Below are 16,145 nucleotides of genomic sequence, written 5' to 3'. Positions count from 1 at the left end.
GCAACTTACTAGCAACAAGCCCGAGTAAACCAGTTGCGGAGGCACGTAGCGTCGGAAGCGTGTCCGTGCTGACAGCCAGGAACATTTCGCTGTCGTTCGGTCCGAGGACCGTGATCTCGGAGGTCGATTTCGATGTTTCGCCTGGTGACCGCGTCGGTCTGATAGCGCCCAACGGCGTCGGCAAGTCCACTCTGCTGCGGCTGCTGTCCGGTGAGCTGCAGCCCGAGACGGGATCTGTCTCAAGCACCGGAACCGTCGCGCACCTGACGCAGGAGACCCTCCACCAAACTGGAGAGTCACTGCGCGACCACCTCGCCCGCCGCACCGGTGTCGCGGCGGCGGAGGCGTGGTTGCAACGTTCGGCCGAAGCACTCGGTGAGGGCGGTGGGGACGACTACCCGGACGCGCTCGACCACTGGACCGCGATCGGTGCCGGTGACTTCGACGAACGCGCGGATGCCGTCTGCGATCGCCTCGGCCTGAAGGCGGACCTGCTCGACGGACGGTCGCCGGACGAGTTGTCCGGTGGTCAGCAGGCCCGGCTCAGGCTCGCGGCCGTGTTGCTGACCCGTGCGGACGTGCTGCTGCTCGACGAACCGACGAACGACCTCGACACCACCGGGCTCGATCTGCTGGAAGCCCACGTGCAGGGGTATCCGGGCGCGATCGTGCTGGTGAGCCACGACCGGGAGTTCCTGGCGCGCACCACGACGGCGATCGCCGAGCTCGACGAGTTCTCGCACAAGATCAGCGTGTTCGGTGGTGGCTGGGACGCGTACGTCGAGGAGAAGGCGAACGCGGAACGGCGCGCGCAGGAGGAGTACGAGTCGTACGCGGTCAAGCGCGACTCGTTGGTGCAGCGCTCCCGTCAGGTGAAGGAGTGGTCGCGGCAGGGTGTGCGGCGTGCGGGCAGTGCCAAGGCGCGCAACGACGAGCCGGACAAGAACGTGCGTGCGGGCCGCAAGCAGGGCGCGGAGAACCTGATGGCCAAAGCGTCCGTTGTGGACCGTCAGCTGGCGAGGCTGGAGGAGGTCGAGGAACCCCGCGAGGCGTGGCAGCTGCGGCTCACCCTGCCGTCGGCCGGGCGTGGCAGCTCGGTGGCTTTCACGTTGCGGCAGGCGGTGGTCAGCCGCGGCGACGTGACGCTCGGGCCGGTCGACCTCACGATCGGCGCGGGTGAGCGGTGGCGGATCACGGGTCCGAACGGCTCCGGCAAGTCGACGTTGCTCGGCGCGTTGCTCGGTCGCCTCCCACTTGTGGCTGGTGATCGTTCGATCGGGCCGGGCGTGGTCGTCGGCGAGGTCGACCAGCTCCGAGCCGAGTTCGCTTCGGATGCCTCGGCGTTGCGGATCGTGGCCGGCGCGACCGGGCTGCCGGACGTCGAGGTGCGCACGTTGCTCGCGAAGTTCCGGCTCGGAGCGGACAGCGTGCTGCGGCCGGCAAGGGAACTCTCGCCGGGCGAACGGACCCGCGCGGGATTGGCCTTGTTGCAAGCCCGTGGCACCACTTGTTTGGTCCTGGACGAACCGACGAACCATTTGGATTTGCCGGCTATCGAACAGCTCGAAAGCGCGCTCGAAACCTATGAAGGCACGTTGTTGCTGGTCACGCACGATCGGCGGCTCGCTTCCGCCGTGCGGGTGGATCGCGAGATCAACGTGCGTGACCTCCTCACGTTTCCTCGCGTGAAGGGTGGAAGATATGGGACATGACCACCGAGGAGGACTGGCCGGTCGAACAGACCTGGTCGATGCGCAACACCCACTGGCATGCCTATGTGGAGCACACATCGCTCGACCACGCGTCCCCTCGGCAGGTCCGGCTCGAACGCACGCCTGAAGAGGTGCTCACCTCTCCTGCCGAGGTCGCCGCGTGGCTGGAGGTCAACCTCCGCAGCGCGACGAGGCCGGAGGAGACCGGGAAGAAGCGGGTGAAGGACGAGCGCGACTTCACCGACTCGAACCGCGTGCACGCGTCGCTCGCCTCCCGCGGTGAGTCGATCTACACGGGTGTGAAGGGCGAGCTGACCCTGGCAGTCGAGGCCGTGACGCCGGACGAGTGCCGGATCTCCCACGACGGTGCGGACGTCGCGCCCCTGAAGGCAGGCCGCCGCCGCTAGACGACGCCGCTACATTCAGTCCCTGGGGAGTTTTACTTGGGGGCTTTCGATGAAGCGTTTCCTGCCTGTTCTGGGTGCGCTGGTGCTGGTCGCCGCGGTCGTTGCGGTGGTGGTCTGGCAACGATCCGACGCGGCGCCGCCGTCCACCGCTTCCGGGGCTGTCGTGCTGCAGTACGCGGACGGCTCGCAGCTCTGGCGCACCGGCGACCCGGAGACACCGGTGGTCAAGCAGGTGGTCCAGGAGCTGGGCGGGAAAGCGTTGGTGTCGCTGGACCAGCTGCGCACCGGCGGCGGCGCGATCGTGGTGACGACGATCGACCCGAGGGCGCAGTCGGGTGCGGTGGACGTGATCCGCACCGCGGCGGCGGGGGAGCCCGCGTCGCTGAGGTATTCGATCACCGCTGTCGACCCGAACAACGGTGCGGTGAAGGCCTACGCGCCGGGCAACGACCCGGCCGTGGACTACGCGGGCGGCGTGCTGAAGGAGCCCGGCCCGGCGTTCTTCCCGTTCAACGTGGTCGCCGCGCTGCAGAGCGGCAAGACGCTGGACAGCACGTACGACGGCCGTTCGCCGAGGACCTTCGGCGAGGTGACGATCAGCGACAGTGCGAACTGCGGCGAGCGTTGCACCGTGCGCGACGCGCTGCGGAAGTCCGGCAGCGTCGCGATGTACGACCTGGTGACCAACGACGTCGGAATCATGCCGGTCATCACCGCCGCGCGCCAGGCCGGTGTGCCGGAGTCGGTGCACGTCGACGGCAAGAAGACGAGCCTGCTCGTCGGTGAAGGCGGTGGCACTCCGAACGCGGGCATGGCGCTCGGTGAGAAGGAGGCCAGGATGCGGCCGCTCGATCTCGCCGCGGCCTACTCGGCGTTCGCGTCGGAGGGTACGCACCGCGTCGCGCACTTCATCACGCACATCACCGACGTCAACGGCGCCACGCTGTACCGGGCGCTGAACCCCGGCAAGCCCGCGTTCGACCAGGATCCGGCGCGCAGCAAGGACATCGCGAGCCAGATCAACGCCGCGCTGCACGACGCGGAAGCCTGCAGCAACCACCCGGACACCCGATGCCGGCACGGTGAATGGCGGCCGAAGGGGCTCGACCAGACCACGGTCGCGCACGCGTGGATGGTCGGTTACAGCCCACAGATGTCGGTGGCGGTGTTCGTCGGAGGCGACCGGCCGACCACACCCGCGGTGGACTCCCAGGGGCGCGCGGTCGTGGGTTCCGGCCTGCCGAAGGCGCTGTGGCAGGCGTTCGAGCAGAAGCGGACGCAGTGGTGAGGCGCTCGCTGATCGCGCTGCTTCTGGTCGCGGGCGTCGTCGGGTACGTGGTGTGGCGACGGCCCGATCCGCCGGCGGCACCACCTCCGCCGCGCAAGGAGGTCGTGGTGCAGTACGCGGACGGCTCCAGGCTGTGGAGCAGCACCTCCGGCCGGCCCCGCACCCTGCTCGTGAAACGTGTGCTCGCCGAGCTGGCCGAGGCGTCGCTGTCGTACGACTCGCTTCAGGTCAGCGGTGCCGTGGTGCGCACGTCGATCGACGCGAAGGCGCAGACCGTCGCCGCCACCGTCCTCGGCCGGCTGGTCGCCCCGCAGCGAGAGCTCGACGCAGCGGTGACGGCGATGGATCCGGCCTCGGGCGCCGTACGGGTGTACCTGCCCGGTTTCCGCTACACCAACGACATGGTGAGCGAGGTGCAGAAGGAACCGGGGCCGGGGCTCCTTCTCGCAGATGGCGGGCGGAACTCTCTGAAAGAGCCGGCGACGCCGCTGAAGGTGAACGCCACGTACGCGGCACTCGCCGCAGGAGGTGTCCAGCGCAAGCCGCACCTCGTCACAGAGGTCACCGCTGCGGACGGCTCGACGCGCCACCGTGCGGCCGAGGCCGGGGAGCAGGCGTTCAGCAAGGAGTTCGCGGACCAGGTCACCACCCGGTTGAAGGGGAATCCCGCCTGCAACGGGGTGGCCTGTGCGCCGAGCGCGTACACGTCTCCCGCGGAGCCGAGGAAGACCAAGCACGCGTGGGTGGCGGGCTACACGCCGGAGCTCGCGGTCACGGTGTGGGTGGGGCAGACCGAAGTCCCGTACGACGACGGCCTGCCCGAGGCGAATGTCGACGCTGACCTGCCCAGGGTGATCTGGCAGGAGTTCCTGGCCGGCTGAGGGTCAGCCGACGTGCCACGTGTGCACCGGTTCGCCGGCGTGCATCAGCTCCATGTACCGCTTGAGCATCCCGGACAGGGCCGCGTCCCTCGACAGGCCGCGTTCCTCAAGCAGGGCAACGGTTTCGCGCTGCCACGACGAGCCGGTGCGCCGTGCGAGGCAACGCTGCTCGATCACGCCGAGGTAGCGTTCGCGGGCCTCGTCGGAGACACCGCAGTCGCGCAGGCCCTCGTGCGCCATCGGCAGGAGCCGGCGCAGCACGAGCTCGTCCGGTGGGATCCAGCCGATGCCGGGCCAGTACAGCTGGGCGTGCATGCCGTGCCTGGCACCGGTGTAGAGGTTCTCCTCAGCCGCCTGGAACGACATCTGCGTCCACAGTGGACGTTCCTGGGCGGTGAGCGCGCGTTGGGTGCCGTAGAAGAAGGCGGCGTTCGCCATCGTGTCGAGCACCGTCGGTCCCGCGGGCAGGACCCGGTTCTCCACGCGCAGGTGCGGCACGCCGTCGACGACGTCGTACACCGGGCGGTTCCAGCGCCAGATCGTGCCGTTGTGCAGGCGCAGCTCGGAAAGACGAGGCGCGCCACCGGCTTCGAGGGTTTCGATCGGGTCCTCGTCGTCGGTTTCGGGCAGCAGGCTGGGGAAGTAGCGCACGTTCTCCTCGAACAGGTCGAAGATCGACGTGATCCACCGTTCACCGAACCACACGCGCGGACGGACGCCCTGGTTCTTCAGCTCGTCCGGGCGGGTGTCGGTGGCCTGCTGGAACAACGGGATGCGGGTCTCGTGCCAGAGCGCCTTGCCCAGCAGGAAAGCCGAGTTCGCGGCGATCGCGACCTGCACGCCGGCCAGGCACTGGGCGGCGTTCCAGTGCGCGGCGAAGTGCGTCGGCTCGACCTGCAGGTGCAGCTGCACGGACGTGCACGCCGCCTCCGGCAGGATCGACTCCGCGTAGGCGAGCAGCTTTTCCGGCGCTTTGCCCGGCATCGCCGGGCCTTCCATCTGCAACACCATCTCCTCGCCGCGGGCGGCGAAGATGGTGTCGTTGAGGAGCGCGTACCTCGGGCTCTCGGAGAGCCACTTCTTGTCGAAGTGCCGCTCTCGCAACGTGGGCAGCACGCCGATCATGGCGAGGTTGGCGCCCACGTCGTTGGCCTTCGAGTCGGCGCTGTCGAGCGACGTGCGCAGTTCCTCTTCCAGGCCAAGCATCTCACCCCCTGCCAGCTCGCGCGGCGGGACGTTGATCTCGAGGTTCTGCTGTCCCAGTTCGAGCGTGTAGGAGGGATCGTCGATCTTCTCGAGCACCTCCGAGTTCGCCATCGCCGGCCGCATCGCGTCGTCGACGAGGTTCAACTCGATCTCGAGCCCCATCTGCCGACGGGGAAAGGAAAATGTGTCTTCTGCCAGCATCGTCGCCAACGCGTCCAGGCTGCGCTGCATCTTGGAGCGGTAATGCTGGCGATCATCTCTGGTGAACGTGCGGCTGGACACTTCGCTTCCCATGCCGCTACCCCTTCGCTCGGCGCCGGTGGGCGCGGGCCAGGCGGAACGCCAAACGTGACACAGCCGAAACCTCCTTTACATCGCCCATTTCGGTGCTCTCTGTCACGTCGAGGTAACAACCAGCGATCATCCGCTGGTCGGGCGTGTGCCATTCCGCCCTCCGGACTACCTCGCCTGTTCCACATCGGGCCGGATGCGAAACTTCCGGCGTGGCAAAGGTGATCGAGATCAACGATCCTGCCGACCCGAGGCTGGACGACTTCCGCGACCTCTCGACGGCCGATCGCAGGCCTGACCGGCCGGGAGGGCGCGGTCTCGTGATCGCCGAGGGCGTCGTCGTGGTCGAACGGCTGCTGGCCTCGCCGTACCCGGTGCGCGGGCTGCTCGGGGTGCGGCGCCGGATCGAGGCACTCGACCTCTCCGACCTGGACGTTCCCGCCTACGTGACCTCAGCCGAGGTGATGGCGTCGGTCGTCGGGTTTCACCTGAACCGGGGAGTGCTGGCCGCTGCCGACCGGGCTCCGGCGGTGTCGTTCGACGCGTTGGCCGACCGCTCGCAACGCCTGGCGGTCCTGGAGGGCGTGGGCGACCACGAGAACCTGGGTTCGATCTTCCGCAACGCCGCGGCCCTGGGCGTGGACGGCGTGGTGCTGGGCCCCGGCTGCAGCGATCCGCTGTATCGACGCAGCGTGCGGGTGTCGATGGGCCACGTGCTGCGCGTGCCGTTCGCTACCACGGATCAGTGGCCCGCGGCGCTGAACTCGTTGCGGCACAAGGGGTTCACAGTTGCCGCTCTGACCCCGCGCGCCTCCGCCCTGCATCTTGCAGATGCCGGTTTGCGCGGTCGCAGGGTGGCGGTCCTGCTGGGCTCGGAAGGGCCGGGGCTGACCGAGGAGGCGATTTCGGCGGCGGACCTGGCGGTGCGGATTCCGATGTCGTCCGGGGTGGACTCGCTGAACGTGGCCACTGCCGGTGCGGTGGCGTTCTACGCGCTGCTCTAGCGGCCGGGTTTGCAGAGCCGGGTTTCAGAGCAGCGTGAGGATCAGCGCGAGCCAGGCGACGATCACGCCGGTGACCACGCCGTAAGCGACCCAGCGCCACACCGGCACGTTGCGGCCCAGCCACACGCTCGGTGCCAGACCACCCACGACCAGGATGTTCGCGATCAGCGCGAGCCACCGGCTGGTCTCGCCCAGGCCCAGCGACAGCGACACCACGGTCACCGTGACGATCGCCGCCGTGATGAAGCTGACCGTGAGCCCGGTGCCCCACGGCGTCGGCTCGGGTTCCTCGTCCTCGGTCACGGTCTGCACGGTGGCCGTGGGAGGCGCTTCCGGCGCCCCGACGCTCACCAGCTCGCCGCTGACCGGGTCCGTGTACTGGACCGGGGCGTTCATGACGGCCGCGATTCTGCCCGCGAGCTGCTTGCCCCGCCGCGTGACCAGCGCGCTGGCCACGCCGTCGGCAGGCGTTTCGGTGCGGACGACCGCGTCCGCGACCTTCGCCCACTCGTGCAGAGCTTCGGCCAGATCGGCGCCCAGCGGCAGGCTGTGCGGGTCGACCTCGCGTTCACCGGACTCGTCCTCGCCGGCTAGCACGGCGCGGCCGTCCCGGACTCGCAACTCCACGAACCCTCCTACGGTCTTTGGGAGCCCTCGTGGCAGAACCTATCGGACGGCTGTGGGGAGGGAGAACGGCTGCGGGGATGCCTCGGCTTCGCCTTGGCCGTTCGACGGCCAGGTCGTGAGGTCGCGTTCGCGCCAGATCCCCATTGGCGCGAACGCGACCACTGGCCTAGGCGAGCGAGTCGCGCCAGGCCGTGTGCAGAGCCGCGAAACGGCCCCGCTCACCGATCAGCTCCTCGGGGGAGCCGTCTTCCACCACAATGCCACCATCCAGCACCAGTACGCGGTCTGCGATCAGGACCGTCGACAGGCGGTGGGCGATGATGAACGCTGTGCGGTCGGCCAGGACTGTTTCCAGGGCGGCCTGCACGGCGCGTTCGGTGGGGACGTCCAGAGACGATGTCGCCTCGTCCAGGACCAGTACCGCCGGGTCGGCCAGGAAGGCGCGCGCGAAGGCCACCATCTGGCGCTGGCCGGCTGACAGGCGGCCGCCTCGTTTGCGGACGTCCGTGTCGTAGCCGTCGGGCAGCGCGGCGATGAACTCGTGTGCGCCCACCTCGGCGGCTGCCGCTTCGATTTCGGCGCGTGACGCGGACGGGCGGCCCAGGGCGATGTTGTCGGCCACGGAGCCCGAGAACAGGAAGTTCTCCTGGGTCACCATCACCACGGCCCGGCGCAGGTCCGTGTCCGCCACGGAACGCAGGTCGACGCCGTCCAGCCGGACGGAGCCAGCGGTCGGGTCGTAGAAGCGGGACACCAGTTTGGCCAGCGTGGTCTTGCCGGCGCCGGTTGCGCCCACCAAGGCCACGGTTTGGCCTGCGGGCACGTCCAGGGAGAAGCGTGGCAGCACCTGCCTGGACGCTCCGGGGTACTGGAACTCGACCCCGGCGAAGCGGATGGCGCCGCGTGCGTGCGGCAGCGCCACGGGCGAGGTGGGTTCCGGGACCGACGGCTCCTCCTCCAGGACACCGGAGATCTTCTCCAGCGCGGCCGTCGCCGAGGAGTAGGAGTTCGCGAACATCGCCAGCTCGTCGAACGGGTCGTAGAAGCGGCGCAGGTACACCGTGAACGCCGTCAGCACGCCCAGTTCGAGGGAGCCTCCCGCCACGCGGTAGGCGCCCCAGGCGAGGACGATGGCCAGGGACACGTTGCCGATCACGCGGATCGACGCGGTGAAGGTGGCCATCACGCCGAGGGCGTCGGTGTTCGCGTCGCGGAACTGGGCGTTGAAGCCCTTCATGATCTGCTCGTTGCGGGGCTGGCGGCGGAACGCCTGCACCGCGCGGATGCCGTTCATGGACTCCACGAACTGGACGATGATCTTGGCGATGGCGCCGCGCGTGCCTCGGTAGGCCTCCATCGAGCGGTGGCGGAACCAGCGCCAGATGACGTACGCCGGCAGGAAGCCCGCCACCACGACCATGGCCAGCGGGGCGTCCAGGTAGATCAGGATGATCGCGATGCCCGCCACCGACAGCAGGGCGTTGAACAGGCTGTCCAGACCCTCTTCGAGCAGGTCCTGCAACGCGTCCACGTCGCTCGTCAGCCGGGAGATGACCTTGCCGGACGTGTACGACTCGTGGAAGCCGACGGACAGGCGCTGCGAGTGCCGGAAGATCCGCCCGCGCAGGTCCAGGAGCAGGTCCTGCCCCACGCGGCCGGAGATCCGCAGGAACGCCCAGCGCAGGAACGTCGTCAGCACCGCGCAGATCGCGTAGCCGGCCACGCACCACACCAGGATCGACGCGCCGCCGTCCATCGCGGCCGGGATGCCCTGGTCGATCGCGGCGGCGATCAACAGCGGGCCCGCCAGGTTCGCGAGGTTGCCGCCGACCACCGCCCCGATCGCGAGCGAAGTGCGCCCCACGTGCGGGCGCAGCAGCGAACCCAGGAGCTTGCGCGACCTGGCCTGCAGGCGCAGACCTGTCGAGTGCGAGATCTCGTCGATCTCCTCGGCGGCGACGCCGCGCCACTCTTCTTGTTGAACCACAGCCTGATCACTCACGACGCCACCTCCTCTGCCACGATCTCCTCGCTGTCCGAGCTGGACAGCAGGCGCCGGTATTCCTCGTTCGTCGCCAGCAACTCGCGGTGCGAGCCGATCGCGGCGATCTTGCCGTTGACCAGCATCGCCACGCGGTCGGCGAGCTGCACCGTGGACGACCGGTGCGCCACCACCAGCGCCGTCACGCCGTGCAGCACCCGCCGCAGCGCGGCTTCCACCTCGGCCTCGGTGTGGACGTCCAAAGCCGACAGCGGGTCGTCCAGCACCAGCACCGCCGGCCTGCCGACGACCGCGCGGGCGAGCGCCAGCCGTTGCCGCTGACCACCGGACAGCGACAGGCCCTGCTCACCGATGCGGGTCGCGAGGCCCCACGGCAGCGCGTCCACGAACTCCTCCGCCTTGGCGATGCGCAACGCCTCGCGCACCGCGGTCTCGGAGACGTCCGGCACGCCGAGCCCGACGTTCTCGGTCACCGACGCGGAGAACAGCACCGGTTCCTCGAACGCCGTGCCGACCACGCGCCGCAGGTCCTCCAGCGCGAAGTCCCGCACGTCGACGCCGTCGATCGTGACGCGGCCGCCCGTGACGTCGGCCAGCCGCGGCACCAGCGCGGTCAGCGTCGTCTTGCCGGAGCCGGTCGCGCCGACCAGCGCCACCGTCTCACCGGGACGCAGGTCGAGGTCGATGCCCGAGAGCACCTCCTTGCCGTCCTCGAACGCGAACCGCACGCCCTCGAAACGAACGTGCCCGCGCAGCGGCGTCGGCAGCGGCGCGGGCCGGGCGGGGCTGGTGATCGTCACGGGGGAGTCGATGACCTCCCAGTAGCGTTCCAGTGCGGAGGCGGCCTGGTTCGTCTCCGCCAGCAACCAGCCGATCGAGTCGATCGGCCAGCGCAGGTACGCGCTCACCGCGACGGCGGCGATCAGCGTGCCGACCGTCATCGTGCCGTTGATGATGCCGATCGCGCCGACGCCGAGCATGCCCGCGATCGACAGCTCCGGCAGCACGATCAGGACCGACCACAGCGACGCCAGGATCGAGACCTTCTGCAGCTCAGTCGCCCGCAGGTCACGAGCCTGCGCCAGGAACCGCTTCGAGAGCTCCGGCCCGCGCCCGAACGCCTTGAGCACCCGGATGCCGAGCACCGACTCCTCGAGGGTCGTGGTCAGGTCGCCCGCCTGGTCCTGCGCCTGCCGCGCGACGACCTTGAACTTCTTCTCGAAGAAGTACGAGATCACGATCAACGGCAGCGCACCGCACAGCGACACGATCAGCAGCGACGGCGAGAGCGCCGCGATGATGCCCAGCCCGATCACGATGACGATGCTGTTCACGATCAGGAAGACGATCGCGAACGCGACGAACCGCCGCACGGTCGTGAGGTCGTTCGTCGCGCGGGACAGCAGCTGACCCGACTGCCACCGGTCGTGAAACGCCACCGGCAGCCGCTGAAGGTGCTGGTAGAGGTCGAACCGCATGCGTGCCTCGACCTCGGCCGCGGGCCGGGCGACGATCTTGCGGCGGATGTAGAAGAGTGTCGCCTCGCTGACACCGAGCACCAGCACGCCGAGGATCAGCCACGGCAGCAACTCGGTCTGCTTGTTCTGAATCGGACCATCGACGATGCGCTGCGTGAGCAGCGGGATGCCAAGACCGCACAGCATCGCGAGCATCGTCGCCGAGACCACGACAGCCATCCGTGCGCGGTGCGGCCGCACGTACGGCCACAGCCTTCGCAAGGTGCGGATCGTCGAGTTACGTTGATCGCTCACGCGATGAGCCCCCTCCAGGTCGTCTCCAAAGTACGAAGGACGACCGACTGTCAGCATCCGGTTTTTCTCCCCACCGGAGCCTGCTGTCTCGACTTAGGTCGAGGTCAAGGGCACGATGACCGACATGACGCGGTTTCTGCGAACCGAGCAGACGATGGCGTTTCCACACGGACGGCTCATCGCCTCACACGATGGAGCGAACTACGTGCTGGCCCCGGACGGCTGGGACCACCTGGCCGGCCCACGGCCGCGGCACGCGATGTACGTCTCCCGCGAGGAGGCCGAGGACTGGTGCGAACGCGAGGGCTGGGACCTGAACCTGCTCGACGAGGTGCCTACGACCTCTTGAACGTGAAGAGCGCGACCAGCCCGTAGGCGACGGCCGCGAGCAAGGCCTCGGCGTGGTGCCGGTTCGTGAACCACCCGAGGACGGGCTCGTGCACCTTGAAGTAGAGGCCGAGCCCCAGCAGGATCGGCCCGAGCAGGATGATCGGCCACACCGGCCGCACCCCGAAGATCCACAGGATCGGCCCGGCCAGCACCAGCGACGACACCAGCGCGAGCGGCAGCCCGATCAGCACGAGCAGCAGGAACGTCGACATCGAGGTGCTGTCGAGCCACGACTTCAGGAAGCCCGACTCGTACGCCCACGTCCACCCGAGCACGAGCCCCGCCCCGACGGCCATCGACAGGACGACCCGGAAGAGGAGCCGGCGTCCTGCCTTACCCGTCTTGCCCGCTGTGCTCTGTTCGGTCACGCCGACCACCGTAACCAGCGGTCACCGCAGCGGCCAAGGCGTAGCCACCGGCAGCCGCGATCGCGACCACGAAGATCCCGGCGTCCTCCGGCAGCTGAACCTGCACGAACCTGAGACCGAACGTGCTGATCAGCAGCAACACGACCGCACCCGCTGTCCCCACCACGGCGGTCGGCCAGGCGGGGGAGAACCGCGCGAGCCGCAGCAGCCCCCACCCCACGACACCCCAGACGATCACCAGGGCCGGCACGACCAGCAGGATCAGCCCGACGACGCACTCCAGCCCGCTGTCCCGGCACAGGAACTCCCCCGACGGCTGGAGCGACGCGAACCACCCCGCCCCGCACAACGCCCCCACCAACCCCGCTGTGACCGCCCTCATGCGACCGATCATGGCGAGCCGCGGGTGACCTCGCCATGAGGGGAGCTGCGCGACCAGAACCCGGAGCACGTGCTCACGCCGTCCGCCGCTGGCCGACGCACAAGGCGGCAACCGCGTAGCCGACGCACGCGACCAGCACGTACGCGATCTCCAGGAAGCGATGAACATCCTCCTGGTACAGGTCGCCGAGGTGGAACACCCGCACGTGGATGACCGCCAGGAACAGCACGAACCACAGCCCGCTGCCGATCCCCGCCGCCCACCACCCGCGCTCCGTCCGCAACGCCCGGAACCCCGTGCAGATCAGCGCCGCGGCGACGACCATCCAGATCGAGAAGTTCAGTCCGAACGCCAGCGGGAAGGCGGCACCGCAGCCCGCCACGACGGGACCGCTGTCGCAGTACCGCGTGAACAGTTTCAGGGTCTGCAGGAACCCGGCGCCCGCCACCGTTCCGACGGCGGCACCGACCGCAGTGCGCAACACCATGCGCCAAGAGCTACCTGATCTTCGACGCGATCAGGCCGGTCTGCACGAACCCTCCACATCACCTTCACCGGGTGAGCACGGCGATCAACGCGTACAGCGCCGCGAACACCAGGAAGGCCAGGAAGGGCAGTCCGAGCAGGAGCACCATCGCCACCACGGACATGAGGGTCGCGGGCACGGCCACCAGCCCTGCCCGCGACACACCCAGAGAACGCAACGCCACCCACCCGAGCGCCGCCGCCACCACCGCGAAGACCGGCACGGTCATCACGAAGGTGCCGAGGCAGCCCCAGTCCTCGAACGAGCAGACCGCGCCCGACGAGATGAGTGCGAACACTCCCCACCAGGCGAGACCGAGGAGTGCGCCCACTCCGGCAGCCAGCGCGACACGACGTCCCACGGCGTCAGCCGATCAGTCAGCGGTTCGACCGCACGCCCAGTAAAACGTCCTCCCACGAAGGGACGATGGGGTGGTTCTTCTTCCCCCGCTTGGGAGGAGGGTCCTTGCGCACCGGCTTCTCCGCAGCGGGCTCCTGCTCCTTCTTCACCGGTGGTGGAGGTGGGGCAGGGGCGGGCTCCGGCTCTGGCAGCTCCTCCTGAACCGGCTTCTCCGCCACGACCGGAGCCGGAGCGGGGGCCGGCGCTGGCGCAGGCGCCTGAACCGGCACCGGAGCAGGCTCCTCCGCGACGGGAGCGGGGGTGGCCACCGGAGTCGCCTCCAGGGCCTGCCGCGCCAGCTGCGTCACCGGCCGCACCGTGCGCAGCGTGCGGTTCGGGTTCGGGTCCATGAGGTCGACAGCGGCGTCGTCCAGCGCCGTCACCGTGCCGCCCTGCGCACCGGGGTGGAACGCCCAGTGCGCCCGGTTGTCCGAGCGTCCGGTCTTCCAGTGCAGCTGCACGATCCAGCGGCCGTCGTCACCGCGCCACGAGTCCCACGAGGTGTCGGAGAGGTCGTGTCCGCGCAGGCCGAACGAGTGCGCGACGACCTCGCCGAGCGTCTGCACGTCGGGGCCGTCCTCGCGGACCGGGTGCGCGCGCTGGGCCAGATCGGCCGTGCGCGAACGCTCCAGCAGCACCGGGTACGCGAACCGCTCGATGCGGTGCGTCGGCATGCCGGCGGCGGCCGCGACCTGCTCGATCGACTCACCGGCGCGGATGCGGGCCTGGATCTCGCGCGGCCGCATCTGGGCCTCGCCTGCCTCGATCTGCATCTGGCCGAGGCGGGCCAGATCACCGCGCAGTGCAGCCCGAAGGCGCTCGTCGGCGGGGAGCGTGAAGCGCTCGCCGCGGTTTTCGGGGTCCTCGAGGATGACGGACTTGCCGTCCTCGTCGAGCCCGATGACTCGCAGCGCTCGCATCGTGGCCTCCCTGAATTTGCACCTCGCCAGCAGACAACGTTAGGACAACGAGCCACCCGGGGGCGGGAGGCGCGCCGATATCTCAATGTGATCTTGCCAGTTCACGAGGGCTGTCGCACGTTCGTTTCCGGAAGGTTCACCTGGACCACCAGGCCGCCTCCCCCGTTCGGACGAGCCTTCACCGACCCCTGATGCGCCCGCGCCACGGACTGCACGATCGACAGACCGAGGCCAGATCCGGCGGTCCCGGTGCGGTCGCGCAGCCGCCGGAACGGTTCGAACAGGGCGGGCACGGCCTCCGCGGGCACGGTCGGCCCGGTGTTCGAGACGACGAGTTCTCGATCAAGACGAACCGACACGGTCCCGCCAGGTTTGTTGTAGAGCACGGCGTTGCGCAGCAGGTTGCCGACGAGCTGCGCGAGCAGCACGGGATCGCCCTCGACCAGATACGGCCGCACCGACACGTCGAAGGTGACTTCCTTCGCGGCCGCCAGCGAGGCGCACGACTCGACCTCGTCCTCGATCGTCTCGTCCAGCCAGACCAGCTCCCGGGTGGCCAGGCCGCGATCACTGCGTGCGAGCAGCAACAACCCGTCGATGAGCTTCTCGCTTCGCTCGTTCGTGTCGAGCAGGTGCGCTCCGAGACGGCGCATGTCGTCCGAGGCGCCGGGATCGGCCAACGCCACCTCGATCAACGTCCGTTGCACGGCCAGTGGCGTGCGCAGCTCGTGCGACGCGTTCGCGACGAACCGCTTCTGGCTGTCGAACGACGACGCGAGCCGGTCGAGCATCCCGTCGAACGTGTCCGCGAGCTCCTTGAGCTCGTCCTGCGGCCCCTCCAGCTCGATCCGCTGGTCCAGCCGTTCCGCCTCCAGCCGGTGCGCGGTCGTGGTGATCGAGTGCAACGGCGCCAGCACCCGGCCGGCCACCACCCAGCCGAGCCAGACGGCGAGCACCGCGGCCACGAGCAGCGCGATGATCGACTGCCACAGGACGGTGCTCATCGTGGCCATCTTGAACTGGTCGCCGGTGATCACCTGGGTGTCGCCGGGCAGTTGCGCCGCTTCCACCACCACGTGGCCGGTGTACGGGTCGATCGGAAGCGCCCGTGTCACCGCGACGCTGCCGTCGACCGGCATCCACTCGGCCAGCAGGAAGTAGTTGAGCCCGATCAGCGCGACGCCCGCGATCAGGAACACCCCGGCGTACCAGGCCGTCAGCCTGGTCCTCAGCGTCACGAGCCGAACCGGTAGCCGGCACCGGGCACCGTCTCGATGACCTGCGGCGCGCCCAGCTTGCGGCGCAGCGTCATCACCGCCACCCGCACGGCGTTCGTGAACGGGTCGGCGTGCTCGTCCCAGGCCTTCTCCAGCAGCTCCTCGGCGCTCACCACGTTGCCCTCCGCCCGCATCAGCACCTCCAGCACGGCGAACTCCTTGGGCGAGAGCGGCAGGAACTTCCCGTCCCGCGACGCCTGGTGCCGGGGCACGTCCAGCGTGACGCCCGCCCGTTCGAGCACCGGCGGCAGGGCCGGTCGAGCCCGGCGGCCCAGCGCCTGCACGCGCGCCACGAGCTCGGCGAACGCGAACGGCTTGGTCAGGTAGTCGTCCGCACCGAGTCCGAGCCCGGTGACCCGGTCGTCCACTTCGGCCGCAGCCGTGAGCATCAGCACCCGTGCCTCGCCGCCGGTCGAGTGGACCGCCTTGCACACCTCGTCGCCGTGCACGAGAGGCAGGTCGCGGTCGAGCACGACGACGTCGTACGCGTGCACCCCCACCCGCTCCAACGCCGCTTCGCCGTCGTAACAGACGTCGACCGCCATCGAGAACCGGCGCAGTCCCTCGGCGATCGTGTCCGCGAGCAGCAGTTCGTCCTCGACCACCAGCACACGCATGACACCTATTTTCCGCGTGCCGGGGATAAGCGCCGGATAAAGGCTTTCGCTTAACGCCGTCGAATGACGCCCTCCG

At 69.3% G+C, this 16,145-nt stretch carries 17 protein-coding genes; 6 read left to right on the top strand and 11 right to left on the bottom strand.

The window, feature by feature from the left end:
• Positions 1–59 precede the first annotated feature (59 nt).
• Genes C8D87_RS28335 through C8D87_RS28320 form a run of 4 tightly spaced genes read left to right on the top strand, consistent with a single transcriptional unit; the run spans position 60 to position 4,288 of the window.
• Complete coding sequence (locus tag C8D87_RS28335; protein WP_233442324.1) at positions 60–1,712, top strand: ABC-F family ATP-binding cassette domain-containing protein; 1,653 nt, start codon at positions 60–62, stop codon at positions 1,710–1,712.
• Positions 1,709–2,119, top strand: a complete 411-nt coding sequence (locus C8D87_RS28330; protein WP_030467775.1) for a hypothetical protein — start codon at positions 1,709–1,711, stop codon at positions 2,117–2,119. Before C8D87_RS28335 ends, C8D87_RS28330 begins: the two co-directional genes overlap by 4 nt.
• A 49-nt stretch (positions 2,120–2,168) precedes the next feature.
• On the top strand, positions 2,169–3,407 hold the full coding sequence (locus C8D87_RS28325) for a penicillin-binding transpeptidase domain-containing protein (RefSeq protein ID WP_112228987.1): 1,239 nt from the start codon (positions 2,169–2,171) through the stop codon (positions 3,405–3,407).
• Positions 3,404–4,288, top strand: coding sequence for a penicillin-binding transpeptidase domain-containing protein (locus C8D87_RS28320; RefSeq protein ID WP_170166609.1), 885 nt, complete (start codon positions 3,404–3,406; stop codon positions 4,286–4,288). Before C8D87_RS28325 ends, C8D87_RS28320 begins: the two co-directional genes overlap by 4 nt.
• 3 nt (positions 4,289–4,291) lie before the next feature.
• Here the strand turns inward: C8D87_RS28320 and C8D87_RS28315 are convergent, their stop codons facing one another.
• Positions 4,292–5,788 (bottom strand): glutamate--cysteine ligase family protein, encoded by a 1,497-nt coding sequence (locus C8D87_RS28315; RefSeq protein WP_109631762.1) that lies wholly within the window; start codon positions 5,786–5,788, stop codon positions 4,292–4,294.
• A gap of 209 nt (positions 5,789–5,997) precedes the next feature.
• Between C8D87_RS28315 and C8D87_RS28310 the strand changes: the two genes are divergently transcribed.
• Positions 5,998–6,789 carry a TrmH family RNA methyltransferase gene (locus tag C8D87_RS28310; RefSeq protein ID WP_109631766.1) on the top strand — a complete coding sequence of 264 codons (792 nt, stop codon included), beginning with the start codon at positions 5,998–6,000 and terminating at the stop codon, positions 6,787–6,789.
• 24 nt (positions 6,790–6,813) lie between these two features.
• Here the strand turns inward: C8D87_RS28310 and C8D87_RS28305 are convergent, their stop codons facing one another.
• The 3 genes from C8D87_RS28305 to C8D87_RS28295 all read right to left on the bottom strand — a co-directional run bounded on the left by C8D87_RS28305 (position 6,814) and on the right by C8D87_RS28295 (position 11,190).
• The gene (locus tag C8D87_RS28305) at positions 6,814–7,416 is read right to left on the bottom strand and encodes a DUF2537 domain-containing protein (RefSeq protein ID WP_112228985.1); all 603 of its coding nucleotides are present in this window, start codon (positions 7,414–7,416) and stop codon (positions 6,814–6,816) included.
• A gap of 166 nt (positions 7,417–7,582) precedes the next feature.
• Positions 7,583–9,418 carry an ABC transporter ATP-binding protein gene (locus C8D87_RS28300; RefSeq protein WP_112228984.1) on the bottom strand — a complete coding sequence of 612 codons (1,836 nt, stop codon included), beginning with the start codon at positions 9,416–9,418 and terminating at the stop codon, positions 7,583–7,585.
• Complete coding sequence (locus C8D87_RS28295) at positions 9,415–11,190, bottom strand: ABC transporter ATP-binding protein (RefSeq protein ID WP_233442323.1); 1,776 nt, start codon at positions 11,188–11,190, stop codon at positions 9,415–9,417. Before C8D87_RS28295 ends, C8D87_RS28300 begins: the two co-directional genes overlap by 4 nt.
• Before the next feature lie 124 nt (positions 11,191–11,314).
• On the opposite strand from C8D87_RS28295, the gene C8D87_RS28290 reads away from it, so the two are divergent.
• On the top strand, positions 11,315–11,539 hold the full coding sequence (locus C8D87_RS28290) for a hypothetical protein (protein ID WP_233439180.1): 225 nt from the start codon (positions 11,315–11,317) through the stop codon (positions 11,537–11,539).
• Here C8D87_RS28290 and C8D87_RS28285 read toward each other — a convergent pair.
• From C8D87_RS28285 to C8D87_RS28255, 7 genes are all read right to left on the bottom strand, one after another.
• Positions 11,526–11,948, bottom strand: a complete 423-nt coding sequence (locus tag C8D87_RS28285) for a hypothetical protein (protein WP_146231401.1) — start codon at positions 11,946–11,948, stop codon at positions 11,526–11,528. The genes C8D87_RS28290 and C8D87_RS28285 overlap by 14 nt on opposite strands.
• Positions 11,914–12,330, bottom strand: coding sequence for a hypothetical protein (locus C8D87_RS28280; protein WP_109631781.1), 417 nt, complete (start codon positions 12,328–12,330; stop codon positions 11,914–11,916). The genes C8D87_RS28285 and C8D87_RS28280 overlap by 35 nt, the downstream gene beginning before the upstream one ends.
• Positions 12,331–12,403: 73 nt before the next feature.
• Positions 12,404–12,817 (bottom strand): hypothetical protein, encoded by a 414-nt coding sequence (locus C8D87_RS28275; protein WP_112228981.1) that lies wholly within the window; start codon positions 12,815–12,817, stop codon positions 12,404–12,406.
• 64 nt (positions 12,818–12,881) lie between these two features.
• Positions 12,882–13,217 carry a hypothetical protein gene (locus C8D87_RS28270; protein ID WP_146771892.1) on the bottom strand — a complete coding sequence of 112 codons (336 nt, stop codon included), beginning with the start codon at positions 13,215–13,217 and terminating at the stop codon, positions 12,882–12,884.
• A gap of 16 nt (positions 13,218–13,233) precedes the next feature.
• Complete coding sequence (gene sepH / locus C8D87_RS28265) at positions 13,234–14,175, bottom strand: septation protein SepH (RefSeq protein ID WP_109631790.1); 942 nt, start codon at positions 14,173–14,175, stop codon at positions 13,234–13,236.
• Between the two features lie 101 nt (positions 14,176–14,276).
• Entirely contained in the window at positions 14,277–15,413 is a 1,137-nt protein-coding gene (locus C8D87_RS28260; RefSeq protein WP_112228979.1) for a sensor histidine kinase, read from the bottom strand.
• Positions 15,410–16,069 (bottom strand): response regulator transcription factor, encoded by a 660-nt coding sequence (locus C8D87_RS28255; RefSeq protein ID WP_112228978.1) that lies wholly within the window; start codon positions 16,067–16,069, stop codon positions 15,410–15,412. The genes C8D87_RS28260 and C8D87_RS28255 overlap by 4 nt, the downstream gene beginning before the upstream one ends.
• Between the last annotated feature and the right edge of the window lie 76 nt (positions 16,070–16,145).

Origin of the sequence: Lentzea atacamensis (assembly GCF_003269295.1) — a bacterium.
Classification (GTDB): Bacteria; Actinomycetota; Actinomycetes; order Mycobacteriales; family Pseudonocardiaceae; genus Lentzea; species Lentzea atacamensis.
Note: the sequence above shows the minus strand (reverse complement) of the source record. Positions and strands in the feature narration are given on the sequence as shown.